General features: G+C 61.9%; 19 protein-coding genes. 8 read left to right on the top strand and 11 right to left on the bottom strand.

From position 1 onward, the window contains the following. Window positions 1-2: 2 nt before the first annotated feature. Entirely contained in the window at window positions 3-1,199 is a 1,197-nt protein-coding gene (gene fdhA, locus P9250_RS15190; RefSeq protein ID WP_310393817.1) for a formaldehyde dehydrogenase, glutathione-independent, read from the bottom strand. Between the two features lie 216 nt (window positions 1,200-1,415). Between fdhA and betI the strand changes: the two genes are divergently transcribed. The 5 genes from betI (at window position 1,416) to P9250_RS15215 (ending at window position 6,877) form a co-directional block, all read left to right on the top strand. Beyond that, the gene (betI, locus tag P9250_RS15195) at window positions 1,416-2,003 is read left to right on the top strand and encodes a transcriptional regulator BetI (RefSeq protein ID WP_244829035.1); all 588 of its coding nucleotides are present in this window, start codon (window positions 1,416-1,418) and stop codon (window positions 2,001-2,003) included. 27 nt (window positions 2,004-2,030) lie between these two features. Next, complete coding sequence (gene betB / locus P9250_RS15200; protein WP_310393820.1) at window positions 2,031-3,491, top strand: betaine-aldehyde dehydrogenase; 1,461 nt, start codon at window positions 2,031-2,033, stop codon at window positions 3,489-3,491. A gap of 10 nt (window positions 3,492-3,501) precedes the next feature. Further along, window positions 3,502-5,244, top strand: a complete 1,743-nt coding sequence (gene betA, locus P9250_RS15205) for a choline dehydrogenase (RefSeq protein ID WP_310393822.1) — start codon at window positions 3,502-3,504, stop codon at window positions 5,242-5,244. Window positions 5,245-5,518: 274 nt separating this feature from the next. Further along, the gene (locus P9250_RS15210) at window positions 5,519-5,656 is read left to right on the top strand and encodes a hypothetical protein (RefSeq protein ID WP_244829032.1); all 138 of its coding nucleotides are present in this window, start codon (window positions 5,519-5,521) and stop codon (window positions 5,654-5,656) included. Window positions 5,657-5,689: 33 nt separating this feature from the next. Further along, window positions 5,690-6,877 carry a porin gene (locus tag P9250_RS15215; RefSeq protein ID WP_310393824.1) on the top strand — a complete coding sequence of 396 codons (1,188 nt, stop codon included), beginning with the start codon at window positions 5,690-5,692 and terminating at the stop codon, window positions 6,875-6,877. Between the two features lie 16 nt (window positions 6,878-6,893). On the opposite strand, the gene P9250_RS15220 is transcribed toward P9250_RS15215, so the two are convergent. The 9 genes from P9250_RS15220 to P9250_RS15260 all read right to left on the bottom strand — a co-directional run bounded on the left by P9250_RS15220 (window position 6,894) and on the right by P9250_RS15260 (window position 17,571). Then, window positions 6,894-8,483 carry a glycerol-3-phosphate dehydrogenase/oxidase gene (locus P9250_RS15220; protein ID WP_310393826.1) on the bottom strand — a complete coding sequence of 530 codons (1,590 nt, stop codon included), beginning with the start codon at window positions 8,481-8,483 and terminating at the stop codon, window positions 6,894-6,896. Between the two features lie 198 nt (window positions 8,484-8,681). Next, window positions 8,682-10,100 carry an MFS transporter gene (locus P9250_RS15225; RefSeq protein WP_310393828.1) on the bottom strand — a complete coding sequence of 473 codons (1,419 nt, stop codon included), beginning with the start codon at window positions 10,098-10,100 and terminating at the stop codon, window positions 8,682-8,684. Between the two features lie 126 nt (window positions 10,101-10,226). Further along, window positions 10,227-10,490 carry a hypothetical protein gene (locus tag P9250_RS15230; RefSeq protein ID WP_244829028.1) on the bottom strand — a complete coding sequence of 88 codons (264 nt, stop codon included), beginning with the start codon at window positions 10,488-10,490 and terminating at the stop codon, window positions 10,227-10,229. Window positions 10,491-10,501: 11 nt separating this feature from the next. Next, window positions 10,502-10,936, bottom strand: coding sequence for a dihydroneopterin aldolase (locus P9250_RS15235; RefSeq protein WP_250509770.1), 435 nt, complete (start codon window positions 10,934-10,936; stop codon window positions 10,502-10,504). Then, window positions 10,933-11,586, bottom strand: a complete 654-nt coding sequence (locus P9250_RS15240; protein WP_310393831.1) for a sarcosine oxidase subunit gamma — start codon at window positions 11,584-11,586, stop codon at window positions 10,933-10,935. Before P9250_RS15240 ends, P9250_RS15235 begins: the two co-directional genes overlap by 4 nt. After that, window positions 11,576-14,578 (bottom strand): sarcosine oxidase subunit alpha family protein, encoded by a 3,003-nt coding sequence (locus P9250_RS15245; RefSeq protein WP_309959425.1) that lies wholly within the window; start codon window positions 14,576-14,578, stop codon window positions 11,576-11,578. Before P9250_RS15245 ends, P9250_RS15240 begins: the two co-directional genes overlap by 11 nt. Continuing rightward, a complete protein-coding gene (locus P9250_RS15250; RefSeq protein ID WP_244829024.1) occupies window positions 14,575-14,877 on the bottom strand; it encodes a sarcosine oxidase subunit delta in 303 nt (100 codons plus the stop codon). Before P9250_RS15250 ends, P9250_RS15245 begins: the two co-directional genes overlap by 4 nt. A gap of 23 nt (window positions 14,878-14,900) precedes the next feature. Next, window positions 14,901-16,145, bottom strand: a complete 1,245-nt coding sequence (locus tag P9250_RS15255) for a sarcosine oxidase subunit beta family protein (protein ID WP_244829023.1) — start codon at window positions 16,143-16,145, stop codon at window positions 14,901-14,903. A 31-nt stretch (window positions 16,146-16,176) separates the two neighbouring features. Further along, a complete protein-coding gene (locus tag P9250_RS15260) occupies window positions 16,177-17,571 on the bottom strand; it encodes an L-serine ammonia-lyase (protein WP_310393834.1) in 1,395 nt (464 codons plus the stop codon). 395 nt (window positions 17,572-17,966) lie between these two features. Between P9250_RS15260 and P9250_RS15265 the strand changes: the two genes are divergently transcribed. The 3 genes from P9250_RS15265 (at window position 17,967) to P9250_RS15275 (ending at window position 20,296) form a co-directional block, all read left to right on the top strand. Then, window positions 17,967-18,281 (top strand): hypothetical protein, encoded by a 315-nt coding sequence (locus P9250_RS15265; RefSeq protein ID WP_250466403.1) that lies wholly within the window; start codon window positions 17,967-17,969, stop codon window positions 18,279-18,281. Window positions 18,282-18,394: 113 nt separating this feature from the next. Then, window positions 18,395-19,483: a GlxA family transcriptional regulator gene (locus tag P9250_RS15270; protein ID WP_310393836.1), complete on the top strand. Its 1,089-nt coding sequence runs from the start codon at window positions 18,395-18,397 to the stop codon at window positions 19,481-19,483. 48 nt (window positions 19,484-19,531) lie between these two features. Then, window positions 19,532-20,296, top strand: a complete 765-nt coding sequence (locus P9250_RS15275; RefSeq protein WP_250493036.1) for a class II aldolase/adducin family protein — start codon at window positions 19,532-19,534, stop codon at window positions 20,294-20,296. 3 nt (window positions 20,297-20,299) lie between these two features. Here the strand turns inward: P9250_RS15275 and P9250_RS15280 are convergent, their stop codons facing one another. Next, complete coding sequence (locus P9250_RS15280) at window positions 20,300-21,235, bottom strand: choline ABC transporter substrate-binding protein (RefSeq protein ID WP_250526492.1); 936 nt, start codon at window positions 21,233-21,235, stop codon at window positions 20,300-20,302. Window positions 21,236-21,257 lie beyond the last annotated feature (22 nt).

Genomic DNA, 21,257 nt, shown 5'->3' on the forward strand with positions numbered 1-21,257 from the left:
GATTACGCCGCTTTCAACAATCCGTGCGGATCGAGCACGAACTTCTTCGGCGCGCCGCCATCGAATTTTCTGTAGCCTTCGGGCGCTTCATCGAGCGAAATCACGGACACGTTGACGATATCCGCAATCGGCAAACGATCCCACAAGATGGCCTGCATCAGATTGCGGTTGTACTTCATCACGGGCGTCTGTCCCGTGTGGAACGAATGCGACTTCGCCCAGCCAAGGCCGAAGCGAATGCTGAGACTGCCCTTGCGCGCGGCGGCATCGGCGGCGCCGGGGTCATCGGTGACATAGAGGCCGGGAATGCCGATCGCGCCCGCTGCCTTCGTGATCTCCATCAGCGAATTGAGCACGGTGGCCGGTGCTTCCTCGCCGCTGCCGCTGCCGTGACCGTGTGCCTCGAAGCCCACGCAATCGACCGCGCAATCCACTTCCGGCTTACCGAGAATCTGCTCGATCTGCTCGCCGAGCGTCGCGTCCTTCGAAAGATCGATGGTCTCGAAACCCATCTTGCGCGCGTGCGCCAAGCGCTCTTCGTTCATGTCGCCGACGATGGTGCACGCCGCGCCCAAGATGCGCGCCGATGCCGCCGCCGCCATTCCAACCGGTCCCGCGCCCGCGATATAAACCGTCGCACCCGGCTTCACGCCCGCCATCACCGCGCCGTGATAACCCGTCGGCAAGATGTCGGAGAGACACGTGAGGTCGCGTATCTTCGACATGGCCTGTGCCTTGTCCGGAAACTTCAGCAGATTGAAATCGGCATACGGAACCATCACGTATTCCGCCTGGCCGCCTATCCAGCCGCCCATATCGACATAACCATACGCGCCGCCAGCACGCGACGGGTTCACGTTCAAACATACGCCCGTATGTTGCGCCTTGCAGGTCGGGCAGCGCCCGCATGCCACGTTGAACGGCACCGAAACGAGATCGCCAATGGCAAGCGTCTCCACATCGCGGCCGATTTCGATCACTTCGCCCGTGATCTCGTGCCCGAGCACGAGGCCGACTTCCGCCGTCGTGCGGCCGCGCACCATATGCTGATCCGAGCCGCAGATATTGGTACTGACTACGCGAAGAATGACGCCGTGGCCGATGTCGCGCCCGCGTGGATCGACCATCTTCGGATAGTCGATGGACTGCACTTCCACCTTGCCCTGCCCCAGATATACGACGCCGCGATTGCTGCTCATTGATCGTCTCCATGTCTCGTGGACGGCTCGCGCGATGCACCGTCACGGTTCATCGCGCCCGTTCGTCGAGCGTAGCGCCGCTAGTCGCGCACGACCGATCTCCAATACGACGCGGGTTTGACTCAAACCGACATGACGTTCCTCGGCGGTTTTTATTGATTGACCGTTCAATATAAAACCGCCTAACATCGAATCGAACTGACAGCCAAAGCGACCATGCCCAAACTCGGAATGCGCGAGATTCGTCGCGCGCAACTCATCGACGCGACCTTGCAGACCATCGACGAAGCGGGCCTCGGCGGTGCGACGCTCGCCTCGGTGGCGCAGCGCGCGAGTACATCGACGGGAATCGTCAGTCACTATTTCGGCGACAAGGACGGGCTGCTCGAAGCCACCATGCGTCATGTGCTGCGCAATCTCTGGCAGGCCACGTCGCGTCGCCGCAAGGCCGCGAAAGCCGAGCCGCGTGCGAAGTTGCGCGCAGTGGTCGCCGCGAATTTCGATGTCGAACAGGTGAACGGCCCCGCCATGAAGACATGGCTCGCGTTCTGGTCCGAGAGCATGCACAAGCCCGAGTTGCGGCGTTTGCAGCGTGTCAACACGCGGCGACTCTATTCGAATCTATGCGCGGACTTCTCGCGCGCCTTGACGAAGCCTGCCGCGCGCCGTGCGGCCAGCGGTCTTGCCGCGCTTATCGACGGTCTCTGGCTGCGCGGCGCGCTTGCAGGCGAACCGTTCGATACGAAGTCGGCGTTGCGCCTCGCTTACGACTACATCGACCTGGTGCTCGAAGCGCGCGGCTAAAACCCTCCATCCTCGAAGGAGCACGACATGGAAGAGCAACGCCTTTACATCGGCGGCGCATACGTCGATGCCACGAGCGGCGAAACCTTCGTCACGCTCGATCCCGCCACCGGTGAATCCATCGCGCATGTGCAGCAGGCGTCGCAAGCGGATGTCGATCGCGCCGTGCACGCAGCACACGAAGGGCAACGCGAATGGGCCGCCATGACCGCGATGCAGCGCTCCCGCATCCTGCGACGCACCGTCGACCTGCTACGCGCGCGCAACGACGAACTCGCCGCGCTCGAAACGCGCGACACCGGCAAGCCGATTGCGGAGACGCGCGCCGTGGATATCGTCACCGGCGCGGATGTGATCGAGTATTACGCGGGACTCGCGACGGCCATCGAAGGCACGCAGATACCGCTGCGCGAATCGTCGTTCATCTATACGCGACGCGAGCCGCTTGGCGTGTGCGCGGGCATCGGCGCATGGAATTATCCGATACAGATAGCTTGCTGGAAGTCTGCGCCCGCGCTCGCGGCCGGCAACGCGATGATCTTCAAGCCAAGCGAGATCACGCCACTCACCGCGCTGAAGCTCGCGGAGATTTATACCGAAGCGGGCGTGCCCGCCGGAGTCTTCAACGTGGTTCAAGGCGATGGCCGCGTGGGCGCCATGCTCGCGGAACATGCGGGTATCGAGAAGATATCGTTCACGGGCGGGGTGCAAACCGGCAAGAAGGTCATGGCGCATGCGGGCGGCTCGACGCTCAAGGAAGTGACGATGGAACTGGGTGGCAAGTCGCCGCTAATCGTATTTCACGACGCCAATCTCGAACGCGCCGCCGACATTGCCATGAGCGCGAACTTCTTTAGCTCGGGACAGGTATGCACGAACGGAACGCGCGTGTTCGTCAAGCGCGGCGTGATCGAACGCTTCGAAGCGCTGGTGCTGGAGCGCGTAAAGCGTATTCGCATTGGCGCGCCGGATGATCCGCTCACCAACTTCGGCCCGCTTGCAAGCGCGGCGCAACTGCATAAAGTGCTCGGCTTCATCGAAAGCGGCAAGCGCGAAGGCGCGCGACTCATCGCCGGCGGCGCGCGCATGAGCGATGGTGCATTCGCGCGCGGCCAGTATGTCGCACCGACCGTGTTTGCCGATTGCCGCGACGACATGCGTATCGTGCGCGAGGAAATCTTCGGACCGGTGATGAGCATTCTTGCCTTCGACGACGAAGACGAAGTCATCGCGCGCGCAAACGATACCGAATACGGACTTGCGGCGGGCGTGGTCACGGAGAACATATCGCGTGCGCATCGCGTGATTCATCGGTTGCAAGCGGGTATCTGCTGGATCAACACATGGGGCGAATCGCCCGCGGAAATGCCCGTGGGCGGCTACAAGCAATCGGGCGTGGGGCGCGAAAACGGCATCGTGACGCTCAATGCCTACACGCGCATCAAGTCCGTGCAGGTCGAGCTCGGGCCTTATCAGCCCGTGTTTTAAGGAGCTTTCGATGAGCGCGATGGAATACGACTACATCATCGTGGGCGCGGGATCGGCGGGCAACGTGCTTGCCTCGCGTCTCACCGAAGACGAGGACGTGACGGTGCTGCTGCTCGAAGCGGGCGGCCCGGATTATCGCTTCGACTTTCGCACGCAGATGCCGGCGGCGCTTGCGTATCCGCTGCAAGGGCGGCGCTACAACTGGGCGTATGAAACCGAGCCCGAACCGCATATGAACGATCGTCGCATGGAATGCGGACGCGGCAAGGGACTCGGCGGATCGTCGCTCATCAACGGCATGTGCTACATACGCGGCAATGCGCTCGACTACGACAACTGGGCCATGCGGCCGGGTCTTGCAAACTGGAGCTATCTCGACTGTCTGCCGTATTTCCGCAAAGCGGAGACACGCGATATCGGTGCGAACGATTATCACGGTGGCGACGGTCCCGTTCATGTCACGACCAGCAAACCCGGCACCAATCCACTCTTCGCGGCGATGGTCGAAGCAGGCGTGCAGGCGGGTTATCCGCGTACGGACGATCTCAACGGCTATCGGCAAGAAGGCTTTGGACCGATGGATCGTACCGTCACGCCGAACGGAAGGCGCGCGAGCACGGCGCGTGGTTATCTGGATCACGCGAAGCATCGCGGCAATCTCACGATAGTTACGCATGCAACTACTGACCGTGTGTTGTTCGCTGGCAAGCGCGCGACTGGCGTGGCTTATCTGCATGGCGTGCAACGCGTGCGCGCGCATGCGCGGCGTGAAGTGCTCATATGCAGCGGCGCCATTGCTTCGCCGCAATTGCTGCAGCGTTCCGGTGTCGGACGTTCGAGCTGGCTCAGGGAACTCGAGATTCCCGTGGTGCACGATCTGCCGGGAGTCGGTGAGAATCTGCAAGATCACCTCGAGATGTACATGCAATACGAATGCAAGGAGCCGGTCTCGCTTTATCCCGCGCTGCAACTGCGTAATCAGCCTGCTATCGGGCTCGAATGGCTTCTGAAGGGCACGGGCATAGGCGCGAGCAATCAGTTCGAGGCGGGCGGTTTCATCCGCACGCGCGATGACGATCCGTGGCCGAACATCCAGTATCACTTTCTGCCGGTGGCGATCAATTACAACGGTTCGAATGCCATCGAGTTGCATGGGTTTCAGGCGCATGTCGGGTCGATGCGATCGCCCAGCCGTGGACGCGTCAAGCTCACGTCACGCGACCCGCACGCGCATCCGGGCATCCTCTTTAACTACATGGCCGATCCGCTCGACTGGCGCGAGTTCCGCGATGCGCTTCGCATCACGCGCGAAATCATGCAGCAGCCGGCGCTCAGCAAGTATCGCGGACGCGAGTTGAATCCCGGCGCAAAGCGCATGAGCGACCGGGATCTGGATGCCTTCATCCGCGCGAAAGCGGAGACCGCATATCACCCGTCGTGCTCGTGCAAGATGGGTTACGACGATATGGCCGTGGTCGATGCCGAAGGACGCGTGCACGGCATGGAAGGCTTGCGCGTAGTGGATGCGTCGATCATGCCGCAGATCACGACGGGCAATCTCAACGCGCCGACCATCATGCTCGCGGAAAAGATCGCGGATCGCATTCGCGGGCGCGAAGCCTTGCCACGCGTCGAGACGCCGTACTTCGTGGCGAACGGCAAGCGCGCGCGCGACAGCGGCTGGTTGCAGAAGGAACTGGTCGAGCGTGCGAAAAGTGACGTGACGAGCGACTCCGCCACCTCGCGCATCTGAGCATTTCCAGAGAAACCTCCTCCGAGCCGAACTCTTCGGCTCGATAACCGGCGGCGACCTTTGCATCGACGCATGGTTTTCCCTAGTGCCTCGTCTTCATCTCAATTATTACGATCGCAGCCCATTCGTATTCCGAAGCGTTCCCGTCGCCGTACCGAATGGAAATAAATGTGACGGCTAAAGCGAAGGGCGTCGCGGCGAACAAGGCCGCTGGCGCGTGCGAATACACAGCGACCACGAAACGTTGCGAATCGCCGTCGAACGAGCAGGTAACATGCCGCGCTCGCAGAACGAAGTGCGCATCAGCGTGCCCGCTTCCGACGCGCGCCGTGCTTCATGCACGAATGGCACGGTGATCAGTGAGCGCACCGAACAGGGTTGGCTACATCTGACCTTGAACATCAACATTTGATCAACACTTTTAAACTGAAGGACCGAAGTAGCAATGCAAGTCTCAAAGCTTCAACCCACGCGCGCGCTTGCCATCGCGTGTCTGCCGCTCGCAGCGGCGGTCGTGTCCGCATCGGCGGCAGCGCAGAGCAGCGTCACGTTGTACGGCGTAGTCGATAACGCCTTCGCCTATGCCAGCAATCAGCGCGGCTCGTCGAACGTGTATATGTCGCAAGGCAGTTTGCAGGCGAGTAAGTTTGGCCTGCTGGGCGCGGAAGATCTCGGCGGCGGCACAAAAGCCGTGTTTCGTCTGGAGAGCGGCTTCAATTCCCTGAACGGCGCAGCGGCAAGCTCCGCGGGCATGTTCAATCGACAAGCCTATGCCGGTCTCTCCAACGACCGTTACGGCACGCTGACGCTCGGGCGGCAATACACGCCCTACTTCAATCTCGTCGGCGCGCTCGGTCCGACCAGCGCGCTCACGGGCGCGACCGGCGCACATCCCGGCGACGTCGATGCGCTCGACACCACACTGCGCTTCAATAACTCGGTCTCGTATGTCTCGCCGAACATCGCGGGTCTGACGCTCGCCGCACAAGCCGGACTCGGCGGCGAAGCCGGCAGCATTGCGAGCGGCTCCAACCTCAGCGCGGCGTTGCGCTACGACTTCAAGCCCGTCTCGATCGCAGCGGGTTATGTGCACCTTAAAGACGTCGCGACGAGCAGCGCCATCGGCAGCTTCGCCAACAATTCGCCGGTCAACAACGGCTACGCCACGTCGGGCGGCGTGCAGATGATCGCCGCTGCCGCGCGCTGCACGCTCAAGGACCTGATGGTGGGTCTGAACTATTCGAACGTGCAATACGCACCGGGCGCGCACTCACTGTTCTCGGACGAAGCCGTGTTCAACTCGTACGGCGCGATTGCGTCGTATCGTTTCACGCCTGCTTTCGCCGCAGCGGCGGGCTACAGCTACACACGGGCCAGCAAGTCGAACGGCGTGAATGACCCGGCGCGTTATCAACAGATTTCGCTGGAGCAGACTTATGCTTTGTCCGCGCGCACCACGTTCTACGCGTTGCAGGCTTATCAGCACGCAAGCGGTCAGTCTTTGATCGCGAATGGCGCGGGCCGTGTGAGAATTTCGGATGCAGTCGCGGTGGTCGGCGATTCGCAAAACACCACGCCGTCGTCCGGGCCGTCGCAGTTCATCGCGATGATCGGCATGCGGCACGCGTTCTGACGCTCACTTCAGCGCATCAACGCAAGGTCCAGTTTCGGGCAAAGGCTTCGAAACTGGCGACTTGCGCGGACTGCCACGCAGCGTCGCGGCCGAGTTCCTGAGCCATGATGCGCGCCACTTCGGGCGCCGCCGCACGTGCTGCGGCGGCATCCAGAAAGAGCGCGCGATTACGGCGCGCAAGCACGTCTTCGACCGAACGCGCCAGCTCCGCGCGCACCGCGAAACGCGTTTGCGCTTCGGTCAGGCCGCCTGCTTCGACGAGCAACGTGTCCGCGCCCGGCAATCGTTCGATGATCCCCGCATCCGAACCGTAGTACCCGCTTTGCACGCCCGTTGCGCCATGCAAGGGCAACGAGCGCGTGCGGCATGGCGCAGCCGCCAGCAGACCGTTTGCAATGGCCAGATCGACCACTTGTTCCGCCATCAGTCGATACGTCGTCCACTTGCCGCCCGTCACCGTGATCATTTCGGTGGAACTCGATTCGATCGTATGCTCGCGCGACAGCGCCGCCGTCGACGCGCCGCTATCGCCCTTCACGAGCGGACGCAGGCCGGCCCACACGCTCAAGACATCGTCGCGCGTCGGTTTGAGCGAGAGATAATCTGCCGCCGAACTCAGGATGAAGTCGATCTCCGCGTCGCTTGCACGCGGTTCGAGCGGCACGTCGCTCTGCGGTGTATCCGTCGTGCCGACGATAGTCTGCCTATGCCACGGCACCACGAACAGCACACGGCCGTCTTTCGTCTTCGGCACGAGAATGGCGTTATCGCTTTTGAGGAAGCGGCCGGGCAACGTGAGATGCACGCCCTGACTCGGCGCCACGATGGGACGCGCGCGGTGATCGTCCATTGCGCGAATGGCATCCACCCAGACGCCGGTTGCGTTGACCACGCAGCGGGCGCGCACTGAGAAGGCATCGCCCGTTTCGGTGTCTTCGAAGGCAATCCGATGCGTCCTGTCCGCGCGATCCACTTCGATACCGCGCACTGCCGCATTGTTCAGCGCGATGCCGTCGAGATCGAAAACCGTGCGCGCGAGTGCAATGGCGAGGCGCGCGTCGTCGAACTGGCCGTCATAGTAGAGCGTGCCGCCACGGAGCGCGCGGCCCTGCAGATCGTCGGCGAGCATGGGCGCCTTGTCGTGCGTTTCGCGCAGACCGAGACCACGACTCGGCGCGAGATTCAATGCGCCCGCAAGCCAGTCGTAGACCTTCAGGCCGGCGCCGTAGAACAGCTTGTCGGTTAAGCGGTAAGCGGGCACGACGAAACCCAGCGCGTTCACCAGATGCGGCGCATTGCGTGCAAGCAGGCCTCGTTCATGCAAAGCCTCGCGCACGAGCGGGATGTTGCCTTGCGCGAGATAACGCACACCGCCGTGCACGAGCTTGGTCGCCTTACTCGACGTGCCCTTCGCGAAGTCCCGCGCTTCGAGCAGCAAGGTGCGATAGCCGCGCGACGCGGCATCGACAGCCGTGCCTAGACCGCTCGCGCCGCCGCCGATCACCACGATATCCCAGCACGCGGTCCGGTCGATTTCGCGAAGGAGCGTCGCGCGATCGGGCGGAGTGATTGCCTGCATGTCAGGCTGCGCGGGATGCTTGTTCATCGGGGAAATCCCGCGCGCGAGGTCGATCGAACAACATGGCGCGGGACTGGTTGCCGCTTGGGTCCGGGCAAGAATAAACGTGTCATACGCTGGCTTTGTCCCGTCTCTCGCCGATTTTCGTTTTGAAGTGAGATGTTCGTTTTTTTACATCGTACCATCGGCCTTCGGGATCATCGGTGTGGGCCACGCCGCGATCCCTCACTCCCGAGCCGAAACCAGCACCCCGCTCCCTTCCACCACCTCCGCCTCCGAAACCAGCGTCTCCAGCGCGAGCCCGCGCGTCTCGATCCCAAGAATCCAAACCGCCGACGCCGCCACCACAAAACAGGCGGCGCCCAGCGAAAAGACTCCGCCCTGTCCGAAGACCGGCAACACGACGCCAACGACATAAGGCCCGATCAACGACCCGACACGCCCGATCGCCGATGCAAACCCCGACCCCGTCGCGCGCGCGCCGGTCCCATACAACTCGGGCGTATAGGTATAAAGCACGGCCCACATCGCGAAGAGGAAGAACTGCATGGCAAGTCCCGCGCAGATCAGGAGCGTCGGCGTTTCAGCATGCAACGCGGTTTGGCCATACAAGTACGCCATCAACCCGCTACCCAAAAGCGATGCGATGCAAGTCGGCTTGCGTCCCCACCGTTCCACGAGCCACGCCGCACACAAGAAACCCGGCACGCCGCCAAGCGAGATCAGCACCGTATAAAGCACGGACTTCGTCACGGCAAAACCGGCCTGTTGCATCAACGCGCCGAGCCACGACGTCAATCCATAGAAGCCAAGCAACGCAAAGAACCACAGCGCCCAAACCATGATCGTGCGACGCCTGTATGCCGCACTCCAGATCTCACGAAACGCTCCAGAGCCCTTCCTGACAGGCGGTTCCGCCAGCATCGAAGGCGCAGGCAACGCACGCAAGCCGCTAGCCCTCATGACCTTCGCCTCGACTTCATCGAGCACGCGATACGCTTCTTCGATACGTCCGTGATGTTCGAGCCATCGCGGCGACTCGGGCACCACGCGCCGCACGATCAGCACGAACACCGCGGGTATCGCAAGCAGCGCAAACTCGGTGCGCCAGCCAAACTGCGGCAACACGAAGTACGACACCACGCCCGACGCGATGAATCCCAGCGGCCAGAAGCCATCCATCAACGCAATCAGTCTGCCGCGTGACGCCGTCGGCACGAACTCGGAGAGCAACGTCTGCGCGATAGGAAACTCCATTCCCATGCCGATACCAAGCAGCACGCGATAGAAGATCAACGCATCGACGGAATGCGCCGTCGAGCACAGGTACGACGCCAGTCCCCACAGCACCATGCTCCACTGGAACACGGGCCGGCGTCCGAAGCGGTCCGCAAGCAAGCCCGCGACGGCCGCGCCGAGCACCATGCCGAAAAAGCTTGCGCTTGCAACGAGGCCCGCAGTCGCGGTCGACAAACCGAACTCCGTCTTGATCGAACCGAGCACGAAGGTCATCGTGCCGAGGTCCACCGAATCGAAGAAAAACGCAACGGCAATGATGATGAAAATGGTGCGGTGATACCCGGAGAACGGCAGGCGTTCTAGCCGTGCAGCAGCGCTCGCGCGCGATTGCGTGGCGGTGGACATGTCATCCCTCTCTCGATGCGGCGCTAACCGCGTGGACGTGGCGTACGGAAGTCAAAGCGTTTTCAGTAGACGCCGACATAAATCCGCAACATAGAAGATTCGCGTCATCGGGATGGAACGTACGCGTCATGCGTCATAGCGTGCGCGCGCCGCCGCAGCAATACGCATGAGCGCATCAACGCTGAGCCTTGCAGCGATGGCCTTCACGTACTCGTGGTGACGCGCATCGAGCGGCGCGTCGAGATACTGCGCATGCAGATAGCGAATCAACGCAATCCGCCGATGCTTCAACGCAATGCTGCGTTCGAGAAGCGCGAGCGCCGCGTTCGCATCGCGCTCCTTGACCGCGCGCTCGGAAAGCAACGCCGCCGTGTCGCGCGATGAAGTCATCGTCGTGAAGGTCAGGAAGCGTGAAGCGCGGCTGCGTTCTGTGCGCGCCACGCGTCGAAATCGGCACGACGCCAGTCGAGTTCCAACGCAAGACGGCGCGTGCCTTCACGAATCTTGGGCTTATGCAACGCGAGCGTGAGACCGTCGAGCGCGGGCCATTCATCGAAGGAGAACGCGGCGATTTCCATCGCGAGCGTTTCGAGCAAACGCGTATGCGGCTTCGTTTCGAGAAACGCACTCACGCGGTCGCACCACGCTTCGTAATCGATAAGACCATCCGTCGATTCATGCGGCGTGCTTCGATAACGCAGGCTTGCATCGATAGCAACCGGCTGCGGCGCACGATGCTCATGTTCGTACAAGCCGACGCGCGTCGTCACCATCAGTTCATCGACGACGACGCGCCAGCCCTGTCCGCCCATGGCAAGCGGTTCGAACGGCTTCATGCGAGCAAGGGCTCGGCGGCATCGAGCATGATCTTCACGAAGTAGTCCGCGAAGCTGCGGCGGATGATCAGTTCGAAGCGGTCACCGCCCAACGGCACGAGCGTGAGCGAAGCCTTGAAGTAATGACTCTGCGCGCACTGGCCTTCGCCGAATACTTTCGGATGCAGGTCGAGCGGGCATCCGCGTGAAAGGACATCGCGCGTGCGCGGCCCATCGATTTCGAGCACCGTATAGCCGCTGCCGATATCCACCGCTGCCGCGAACGCGCCCTTGAACGCGTCGCGCAACTTCGCTTCGAGCGGCGCGGGGCGTGCGGCATCGTGCGCGGTCAGTGAGCGCACGAGCCATTCATCGGGGCCGAGCCACAGCATGTCGTGGCCATTGCCGCGCGCGGTGGTGTTCGGTTTGTCGGGCGGCGCGCAGCCAATCACGCTTTGCACGGCCTGCACGAAGGCCGCATCGCGCGTATCGCCACGCACGTTGACGAGTTGGAGAAACGGCCGCTCGGAAAGACGAAACGCTTTCGGCGAGCCCGCCTGATGCGCCTTCAGCAACGCATCCGCGCCGACGAGCGGTGACTCCTGCCACACCCCTTGTCCAACCGTGACGCGATCGACGACCGTCGAGGAACCTCTGGTTTCATTCCACATGCTGACGTGCTCCTTCGCTGTCGTAGAACACCGAACTGGTGATTTTTGCGTTGATCTGCTTGCCGCTCGAAAGCGGAATGGTGACCGCCTCGCCGATCTTGTCGAGACCGCCCTTCACCACGGCAAGCGCAATCGAGCGCTTCAAAATAGGGCTGAAATAGCTCGATGTGACATGACCGAGCATTGGCGCCGAGTCGCCCTGGAACGGACCCGCGACGATCTGCGAGCCTTCCGGAATGACAAACGAAGGATCGTCCGAGAGCAGACCGACGAACTGCTTGCGTCCCGGCTTGGCGGTGTCCGAACGCGTGAGCGAACGCTTGCCGATGAAGTCCTTCGACTTCGCGACTAGCCCGCCCATGCCGAGGTCGTAAGGCGTCATCGAGCCATCCGTATCCTGGCCGACGATGATGTAGCCCTTCTCCGCACGCAACACGTGCATGGTTTCGGTGCCGTAGGGCGTGATGTCGAATTCCGCGCCCGCTTCCATGATGGCTTCCCACACCGCGCGTCCGACATTGGCCGGCACGTTCACTTCATACGCGAGTTCGCCCGAGAAGCTGATGCGCATCACGCGCGCCGATGCACCCGCCACCGTGCCCTCGCGATAGCTCATGAACGGGAACGCGGCATTCGCGAAGTCGATGTCGTGACACACCTTTTGCAGCACCTTGCGGCTGTTCGGTCCCACGACCGCGAACGTGGCCCAGTGATCCGTCACGGAGGCAAGCCGCACGCGCATGTCGGGCCATTCGGTTTGCAGCCAGCGTTCGAGCCACGTGAGTACGCGCGCCGCGCCGCCGGTGGTGGTCGTCATCATGTAATGCTGATCGGCCAGGCGCACGGTCACGCCGTCGTCGAAAATCATGCCGTTTTCGTCGAGCATGAGACCGTAGCGGCACTTGCCGACTTCGAGCTTGCTCCACGGATTCGTATAGACCCAGTTCAGCAACTGAGCCGCATCCGGGCCTTGAATGTCGATCTTGCCGAGCGTCGATGCATCGAGAATGCCGACGCTTTCGCGCACTGCGAGCGATTCGCGCGCGACTGCCGCGTGCATGTCCTCGCCCGCCTTCGGGTAGTACCAGGGACGCTTCCAGTTGCCGACATCCTCGAACGCGGCGCCGTTCTGAACGTGCCATTCGTGAACCGCCGTCTTGCGCACCGGATCGAGAAACTCGCCCAGTTCGCGGCCCGCGAACGTGCCGAAGGAAACCGGCGTGTAGTTCGGGCGGAAGGTCGTCGTGCCGGTCTCGGGAATCGTCTTGTTCAGAGCTTGCGCGAGAATCGCCATGCCGTTGATGTTGCCGAGCTTGCCTTGATCGGTGCCGAAACCCATCGCCGTATAACGCTTCACGTGCTCGACCGATTCGAAGCCTTCACGCGCCGCGAGAAAGATGTCGGCGGCGGAGACGTCGTTTTGGAAGTCGATGAACTGCTTGGGGCCGCGCGTGGCGAGTTCGCGTCCACCGACGAGCCACAACGGCAACAACGGCGCTTCCGTGATCTCGGCCACTTGCACCGGATTCGGCCGCGCGACGATAAGCCCTGCCGCGCGCGCTGCGTCGGCGCCCGCATCGAGTGCGAAGCGGATGCCGCGCGCCAGCGAGAACTCGCCCGCGCACGCGCCCACGCTGCTTTCCAGTTGCATGGCCTTGCCGGGGACGAAGCAGGCTTTATCCTCGTGCCAGTGCGCCTTGCCGCCCGATTGCGCGAAGAGATGCAACACGGGACTCCAGCCGCCCGACATCGCCACGAGGTCGCATTGCAGGTCGGACTGCTTCGCGCCGACTTGCCCCTTCGCATAAGCCGCGACTTCCACTGACGACACGCGCAGCTTGCCGTGCGCCGCCGTGATGACCGCATCGTTGATGACGCGCACGCCATAGCGACGCGCGGCAGCAGGCAACGCGCCTTTCGTTTCCGCCGGCCGCGGATCGACGACCGTGACGTCCGCGCCGGCCGCCTTCAGATCGAGCGCGCACTGATACGCGTCATCGTTGTTGGTGAACACGACCGCGCGACGTCCCGGCAACACCGCATAGCGATGCAGATACGTCGATATGGCGGAAGCCATCATCACGCCCGGCAAATCGTTGTTGCCGAACACGATAGGCCGCTCGTGCGCGCCCGTCGCGAGAATCACGCGCTTGGCGCGCACCTTCCACAGCAGTTCACGCGTGCCCTTGCGCAACGACACCGGCAGATGCTCGGTCAGACGCTGCGTGATGGTCACGAGGTTGTGATCTTGATAGCCGAACGCCGTGCTGCGCGAAAGTACCTTCACGTCGGGCATTTTGCGCAGTTCGGCTTCGATCTTCTGCACCCATTGCAGCGCGGGCTTGCCATCGATCTCCGCGCGGCACGAGAGCAACGAGCCGCCGAGTTCGCTTTGATCGTCGACGAGAATCACGCGCGCGCCCGACAAACCCGCCGCATGCGCCGCCGCGAGTCCCGAAGGACCGCCGCCGACCACGAGCACGTCGCAATGCGCGAAGCACTTGTCGTAACGATCCGCGTCGCGTTGCTCGGGCGCCTTGCCGAGACCCGCTGCATCGCGAATCACTTCTTCGTACTTCGGCCAGAACTTGCGCGGCCACATGAAGGTCTTGTAGTAGAAGCCCGCTGGAATGAAGCGCGCGATCTTCTGATTCACGGCCATGCGATCGTTCTCGATGCTCGGCTTCGCATTCACACTCGTCGCGACGAGTCCCTGATACAGCTCGATTTCGGTGGCACGCGCATTGGGCACCGTGTACGCGCCGGTTTCGAGCTGCACGACGGCATTCGGCTCTTCCACACCTGCCGTGACGATGCCGCGGGGCCGGTGATACTTCCAGCTACGCGCAACGAAATGCTGGCCGTTGGCGAGCAGCGCGGAGGCGAGCGTATCGCCTTGAAAACCTTGATACGTCTTGCCGTTGAAGGTGAACGTCAACGCAATCGCGCGGTTGATGCGTCCACCCGCGCCGAGTCGGTCTTTCTGGCTCATTTCGACGTGCCTCCGTTATTCGTGTCCATCACGGCAAGCGGACGGTCGAACGTCTCGTAGCCCTGAATCTCGTATGAAACCGTATCGCGCTGCGCCTTGAACCAGCGACGGCAGCCTTGCGCATGCATCCATTGTTCGCGATGCTTGCCGCGCGAGTTCTTGCGCATGAAGAGGTAATCGCCCCATTCCTTGTCGGTGAGCTTGTCCGTTTCGAGCGGGCGCGCGATATCCGCTTCGCCGCCGCAGGAAAATTCGCTTTCGGCGCGCGGGCCGCACCAGGGGCATTCGATCAGCAACATGTTCCTAACTCCCTAAAGTGCGATTAGTGCGCCACGGCAGCCGCGCCGTGTTCGTCGATCAGATGACCCGTATAGAAGCGCTCCAGCGAGAACGGCGCATTCAGCGCATGCGGCTCGTCTTTCGCGATGGTGTGCGCGTACGCCCAGCCCGAGCCCGGCGTCGCCTTGAAGCCGCCCGTGCCCCAGCCGCAATTGAAATAGAGGCCCTTCACATCCGTCTTGCTGATGATCGGGCAAGCATCCGGCGAGACATCGACAATGCCGCCCCACTGGCGATTCATGCGCACACGCGAGAACACCGGGAACATTTCGACGATAGCCTCCAGCGTGCCTTCGATAATCTGAAAACTGCCGCGCTGCCCGAAGCCCGTGTATTGATCGACGCCCGCGCCGATCACGAGATCGCCCTTGTCGGACTGGCTGATGTAAGCGTGCACCGCGTTCGACATGACGACCGTGTTGACCACCGGCTTGATGGGCTCGGACACGAGCGCCTGCAGCGGATGGCTTTCGAGCGGCAGACGCACGCCGGCCATATCCGCAAGCGATGTCGTATTGCCCGCCGCGACCACCGCGACCTTCTTCGCCTTGATGAAACCCTTGGTGGTATCGACGCCCGTGACTTGGCTGCCGTCGCGCCGAATTCCCGTGACCTGACAGTTCTGGATGATGTCCACGCCCGCCTGATCCGCGCCCCGCGCGAACCCCCACGCCACGGCATCGTGACGCGCGACGCCGCCGCGCCGTTGAATCGACGCACCCAGCACCGGATAGCGGCTATTGAGATTGATAGTCGGCTCGATTTCCTTGATCTGCGCGGGCGTGAGGAACTCGGCATCGACGCCATTGAGACGGTTGGCGTTCACGCGGCGTTCGGTATCGCGCACGTCCTGCAGCGTATGCGCGAGATTCATCACGCCGCGCTGGCTGAACATGACGTTGTAGTTGAGGTCTTGCGAAAGGCCTTCCCACAGTTTCATTGCCTTTTCGTATAAAGCCGCAGATTCGTCCCACAGATAGTTCGAGCGCACGATCGTCGTGTTGCGCGCGGTATTGCCGCCGCCTATCCATCCCTTCTCCAGGATCGCGACATTCGTGATGCCGTGTTCCTTCGCCAGGTAATACGCCGTCGCAAGACCATGCCCGCCGCCGCCGACGATCACCACGTCGTATTCGCGCTTGGGCTCGGGGCTTCGCCACTGGCGCTCCCAGTTCTCGTGATACGACATGCCGTTGCGCAAGAGGCTGAAGATCGAATAGCGGGTCATGGTGTTTCCTTTCCTTCGTGACGTACTGAATTCAGCATTCGATGACGTTGACGGCCAGTCCGCCGCGCGACGTCTCCTTGTATTTCGTTTTCATATCGGCGCCGGTTTCGCGCATGGTCTTGATGACCGAATCGAGCGAGACGTAATGCTGGCCGTCGCCCTTCATCGCCATGCGCGCGGCGTTGATGGCCTTGATCGCGCCCATCGCGTTGCGCTCGATGCAGGGAATCTGCACGAGGCCGCCTACCGGGTCGCAGGTCATGCCAAGGTTATGTTCCATGCCGATTTCGGCGGCGTTTTCGACTTGCGCGGGCGTGCCGCCCATGACCGAAGCCAGCGCGGCGGCGGCCATCGAGCAGGCCACGCCCACTTCGCCCTGGCAGCCCACTTCGGCACCCGAGATCGAAGCCGTTTCCTTGTAGATGATGCCGATGGCGGCTGCCGTAAGAAGGAAGCGCACGATGCCATCGTCGTTCGAGCCGTGCATGAACTTCACGTAGTAGTGCAGCACGGCGGGGATCACGCCCGCTGCGCCATTGGTCGGCGCGGTGACGACGCGGCCGCCCGCCGCGTTCTCTTCGTTGACGGCCATTGCATAGAGGTTGACCCAGTCGAGCATCGAAAGCGGATCGCGCAACGACTCTTCGGAACGAAAGCGCAGTTGCGACGAAAGATCCGCCGCGCGACGCTTGACGTGCATCGGTCCCGGCAACTCGCCGCGCTCCTTGCAGCCGCGCTCGACGCATGCCGCCATCACGCGCCACACGACGAGCATGCCCTCGCGCACTTCCTGTTCGCTGCGATTCGCGCATTCGTTTTGCAACGTGATCGCGGCGATAGACAGACCTGTCTCCTTGCACACGCGCATGAGATCGTCGCCGGTGCGAAACGGATACGGCACGCTGCCGCCCGCGCGCAGTCCGTTGACGCGATCGCCTTCGCGATTCACGACGAAACCGCCGCCGACCGAGAAGTATTCTTTCTCGACGAGCAGCTGGCCGTTCTCGTCGAACGCCTGAAAGCGCATGCCGTTCGGATGCACGATGCTCGATCCCGGCGCACCCGGCATCAGCTTGCGATAAAAGCCGATGTGTTCGCGCTCTTCGAACGCGACCGCATGCTTGCCGAGCAACATCAGGCGCTTCGTCTCGCGAATTTCTTTGAGGCGCGGCGCGATCAGGTCGGGATCGATCAGATCGGGCAGATTGCCTTCCAGGCCGAGCAGCACGGCCTTGTCGGTGCCGTGGCCCTTGCCGGTGGCGCCGAGCGAGCCGAACAGTTCAGCGCGCACCCGCGTGACGAAGCCAAGCAGATTCGCGTCCTCGATGTGCGAGGCGAAGCGGCACGCCGCGATCATCGGCCCGACGGTATGCGAGCTGGAAGGACCGATGCCGATCTTGAACAGATCGAAAACGCTGACGTTCATGTGCATTCCTGGTTGGATCATGGGCCGCTTGCCCACCTTTCGCGACTGTGCTCATTGCACCAAACCGCAAATCCGTCCGATAGAACAAAAGCGGCATCGAAATGGGATGGCGGCGTCAGCGCGCGGGAACGCTCGCCCCAATGACGGATTTACCAAGGTTCATGACGTTTGATCGAAAGTCGCCGCATGAGTCCGCCACGCGAACGCGCGCGGTAGCAGAGCATTTCGAGGTTGGCGCGTTTTTGCGCAGCTTCGTTGCAGATCGCGGGATTTTTGAGACTGATCCTACGGGCCGAAAGAGGACGTCTCGGTATATTCCCTAAGTCCGTGAGCGGCCACCCTTCAAGGCTTGACGCGTCGCTCGTTTCTCTGTTGTTCCTTCGTCTTCTGTATCCATGCAAAGCTCTGCTCTTCCCGATCAGTTCTTCAAATCCTGGACTCTTGCTTTCATTGTCGGCGCCGCGGTGGTCGGCTTGCTTCAGGCCATCGACATCATTTCTCCCGAACACGTTCTCACGCGCGAAGCGCCCACCTGGGCCGCGTTGATGATCGCGTGTTGCGTCGATCCCGCCTTGCGTTACTTCGGCGTATTGAAGGCCGAAGTCGAACAGCGCTGGGCCGACTACACCGTCGCAAGCCTGCTCGGTCGAACCACCGGCGCGCTCGTCGGCTCGGCGTTCGCCTGGGCCATCGCCGTGCTGGGCAACTAATCTTCCTTCAGGGCCGCCGTATTGCGGCCCTTCTCATTTCTGACCATGCGCCCGTGCTCCACGCACGAGTGATATGCTCGCGGCATACTTACAGGCCGCCGCACTTCACGCGCATGAACCCCGCAGAATCGCTTCCGCCGCTTTCCATCGACGGTCAATCCAAATCGCGTATTCGCTTCGGCATCGTGCTATTGCCGAACTTCACGCTTACCGCGTTCTCCGGTTTCGTCGATCTCTTGCGCCTTTCCGCCGATGAAGGCGATTTCAGCCGCCCCGTGCGCTGTTCGTGGAGCGTGATCGGCGAGACGCTCGCACCCGTGCGCGCAAGCTGCGGCATCCTGATCACGCCGTGGGAGACTTTCGATCAGGCCGAGCACTTCGATTACGTCGTCGTGGTCGGCGGTCTCTTGCACTCGGGGCCCTCCGCAAGCGATGCCACCTTGCAGTTCATCCGCCGCGCCGCCGCACTCGATGCAACCATCGTCGGCATGTGCACGGGCGTGTTCTCGCTGATGCGTGCGGGCGTGCTCGAAGGGCATCGAATCTGCGTGAGCTGGTTTCACTACTGGGATTTCGTCGAACGCTTTCCGCACGTCGATGAGCAGGCGCTCGTGGCGGACCGGCTCTTCGTGATCGACAGGCGGCGCATTACGTGTTCGGGCGGACGCGCATCCATCGATGTCGCGGCGGCCATCCTGCTGCGTCACTTCGAGACCGCGACGGTGCAAAAGGCATTACGCATTCTCCTCGTCGACGACATGCAGAAGGGCAACGCGCCTCAGCCGCATCCGCCGGGACTCGCGCCAGCGACGCATCCCAAGGTCAAGCGCGCCATTCTGCTGATGGAACAGCACATTGGACGCTCGCTCACGCTCGACGAACTCGCGCACAAGCTGGACCTTTCCACGCGTCAACTCGAACGTCTGTTCAAGGCGGAAACCGGCAAGGCGCCGCAAGCCTACGCAAAGCAAGTGCGTTTGCGCACGGCGGCGTGGCTGCTCACGAGTTCGGACAAGACGGTAGCGGATATTGCATCGAGTTGCGGCTTTTCCGATGCCTCGCATCTCGGCCGCGAATTCCGCAAGCAATACGGTCTTCCGCCGATGATGTATCGTGAACAAGGCGGCTCTGGCAACGCCGAAGAAGAGAATCAGACGCTGGACTACGACGAGACTTTCCCGGGCCGCGCACAGGCGATCTAACACGATCTATCCACGTTATCCGCGGCTTACAACCCAAGGAGGAACGGCATGGAGAACCACGGTTATTCGAAGGAAGAATGGGCGCTGCGTTGCGATCTGGCGGCGCTCTACCGCGTGATTGCGCATTTTCGCTGGACCGACATGATCTTCACGCACATCAGTGCGCGCGTGCCGGGGCCGGAGCATCACTTCCTCATCAACAAATACGGCGTGCTCTTCGACGAGATGCGCGCGTCGGACCTCGTGTTGATCGATAGCGAAGGACGCGCGGTGGATCCGGCGGCGCGGGATTATCCGGAGCAATTTCTCGTCAATCCGGCGGGCTTCACCATTCACTCGGCCATTCACATGGCGCGACACGATGTCGTGTGCGTCGTGCATACGCATACGGCGGCGGGCGCGGCGGTATCGGCGCAGAAACAAGGGCTTTTGCCGATCAGCCAGCATGCGCTCAAGTACTACGGGCACATTGCTTACCATGACTATGAAGGCATTGCGCTCGATCTCGCGGAACGTGACCGGCTCGTCAACGATCTCGGCCTGCATAACGCGATGATCTTGCGCAATCACGGGCTGCTCACTTGCGGCCCGTCGATTCCCTCGGCGTTTCAGGAGATGTATTTCCTCGAACGCGCCTGCGAGATTCAATTGCGTGCGCTCGCGGGCGGCGGCGAGCTGAATCTGCCTTCGCAGAAGGTTTGCGAAACGACTGCCGCGCAGTATCGCAGGGACGAGTCGGAAGGGATCATCGCGCTGCAATGGCAAGCCGCCTTGCGCATGATCGAGGGCGGCAAGACGGACTATCGCACCTGACCTTCAGTTGCCGGCGACATAAGCCTTCACCGCCGGCAACCCGTCCTTGCCATCGAACGTTTTGACACCTGCGAGCCATTTATCGAGCACCGCGGGATTCTGCTTCAACCACTCGCGCGCGGCCTTGTTGGCGTCGGTTTTATTCATGATCGGCAGCATGACGTGATTCTCAATGTCCGTCGTGAACCGCAGATTCGATACGAGCTTCGCGACATTCGGGCAACGTGTGTCGTAATCGGTCGGCGTCACGGTCAGCACGCGCGCTTCGCCGTAGTTGGGGCCGAAGACATCGTCGCCGCCCGAGAGATAATCGATCTTCATCTGCACGTTCATGGGATGCGGTTCCCAGCCCAGAAACACAATCGGCTTCTTGTCGCGAATGGCGCGATTCACTTCGACAAGCATCCCCGCCTCGCTCGATTCAACCAGCTTGAACTTTCCGAGCCCGTACTGATTGCTGTCGATCATCTTCTTGATGAGCGCGTTACCGTCGTTGCCCGGCTCGATACCATAGATCTTGCCGTCGAGCTTGTCGTAGTTCTTCGCGATATCGCTGAACGTCTTGATGCCGCCGTTGTACGCGTATTCCGGCACCGCGAGCGTGTACTTTGCACCGATGAGATTCGGCGTCGGCAGCACCTTCACCTGATTCGCTTTCTTGAACGAATCGATCATCGGATCCATGGTCGGCGACCAGTAGCCGAGGAACACGTCGATCTGCTTGCTCTTCACGCCAGCGAAGGTGATCGGCACCGATGCGATCGTTTTCGTCGGGCTATAACCAAGTCCCTGCAGGACCGTCGATGCAAGCCCGGTGGTCGCGGCAATGTCGGTCCATCCGACATCGGCGAAACGCACGTTCTTACATGCAGCGGGTTCTGCCGCATTCGCAGCGCAAGTTACCGCGAAAGCAAACGATGCGATCCACGAACGATTCATGCCTTATCTCCCGTTGCTGTTT

This window comes from Caballeronia sp. LP006, assembly GCF_031450995.1.
GTDB lineage: Bacteria > Pseudomonadota > Gammaproteobacteria > Burkholderiales > Burkholderiaceae > Caballeronia.

Bases quoted from the DNA above. Each gene is read 5' to 3' on its own strand.
- fdhA (WP_310393817.1), bottom strand. From the start codon at position 1,199: ATGAGCAGCAATCGCGGCGTCGTATATCTGGGGCAGGGCAAGGTGGAA.
- betI (WP_244829035.1), top strand. From the start codon at position 1,416: ATGCCCAAACTCGGAATGCGCGAGATTCGTCGCGCGCAACTCATCGAC.
- betB (WP_310393820.1), top strand. From the start codon at position 2,031: ATGGAAGAGCAACGCCTTTACATCGGCGGCGCATACGTCGATGCCACG.
- betA (WP_310393822.1), top strand. From the start codon at position 3,502: ATGAGCGCGATGGAATACGACTACATCATCGTGGGCGCGGGATCGGCG.
- P9250_RS15210 (WP_244829032.1), top strand. From the start codon at position 5,519: ATGCCGCGCTCGCAGAACGAAGTGCGCATCAGCGTGCCCGCTTCCGAC.
- P9250_RS15215 (WP_310393824.1), top strand. From the start codon at position 5,690: ATGCAAGTCTCAAAGCTTCAACCCACGCGCGCGCTTGCCATCGCGTGT.
- P9250_RS15220 (WP_310393826.1), bottom strand. From the start codon at position 8,483: ATGAACAAGCATCCCGCGCAGCCTGACATGCAGGCAATCACTCCGCCC.
- P9250_RS15225 (WP_310393828.1), bottom strand. From the start codon at position 10,100: ATGTCCACCGCCACGCAATCGCGCGCGAGCGCTGCTGCACGGCTAGAA.
- P9250_RS15230 (WP_244829028.1), bottom strand. From the start codon at position 10,490: ATGACTTCATCGCGCGACACGGCGGCGTTGCTTTCCGAGCGCGCGGTC.
- P9250_RS15235 (WP_250509770.1), bottom strand. From the start codon at position 10,936: ATGAAGCCGTTCGAACCGCTTGCCATGGGCGGACAGGGCTGGCGCGTC.
- P9250_RS15240 (WP_310393831.1), bottom strand. From the start codon at position 11,586: ATGTGGAATGAAACCAGAGGTTCCTCGACGGTCGTCGATCGCGTCACG.
- P9250_RS15245 (WP_309959425.1), bottom strand. From the start codon at position 14,578: ATGAGCCAGAAAGACCGACTCGGCGCGGGTGGACGCATCAACCGCGCG.
- P9250_RS15250 (WP_244829024.1), bottom strand. From the start codon at position 14,877: ATGTTGCTGATCGAATGCCCCTGGTGCGGCCCGCGCGCCGAAAGCGAA.
- P9250_RS15255 (WP_244829023.1), bottom strand. From the start codon at position 16,145: ATGACCCGCTATTCGATCTTCAGCCTCTTGCGCAACGGCATGTCGTAT.
- P9250_RS15260 (WP_310393834.1), bottom strand. From the start codon at position 17,571: ATGAACGTCAGCGTTTTCGATCTGTTCAAGATCGGCATCGGTCCTTCC.
- P9250_RS15265 (WP_250466403.1), top strand. From the start codon at position 17,967: ATGCAAAGCTCTGCTCTTCCCGATCAGTTCTTCAAATCCTGGACTCTT.
- P9250_RS15270 (WP_310393836.1), top strand. From the start codon at position 18,395: ATGAACCCCGCAGAATCGCTTCCGCCGCTTTCCATCGACGGTCAATCC.
- P9250_RS15275 (WP_250493036.1), top strand. From the start codon at position 19,532: ATGGAGAACCACGGTTATTCGAAGGAAGAATGGGCGCTGCGTTGCGAT.
- P9250_RS15280 (WP_250526492.1), bottom strand. From the start codon at position 21,235: ATGAATCGTTCGTGGATCGCATCGTTTGCTTTCGCGGTAACTTGCGCT.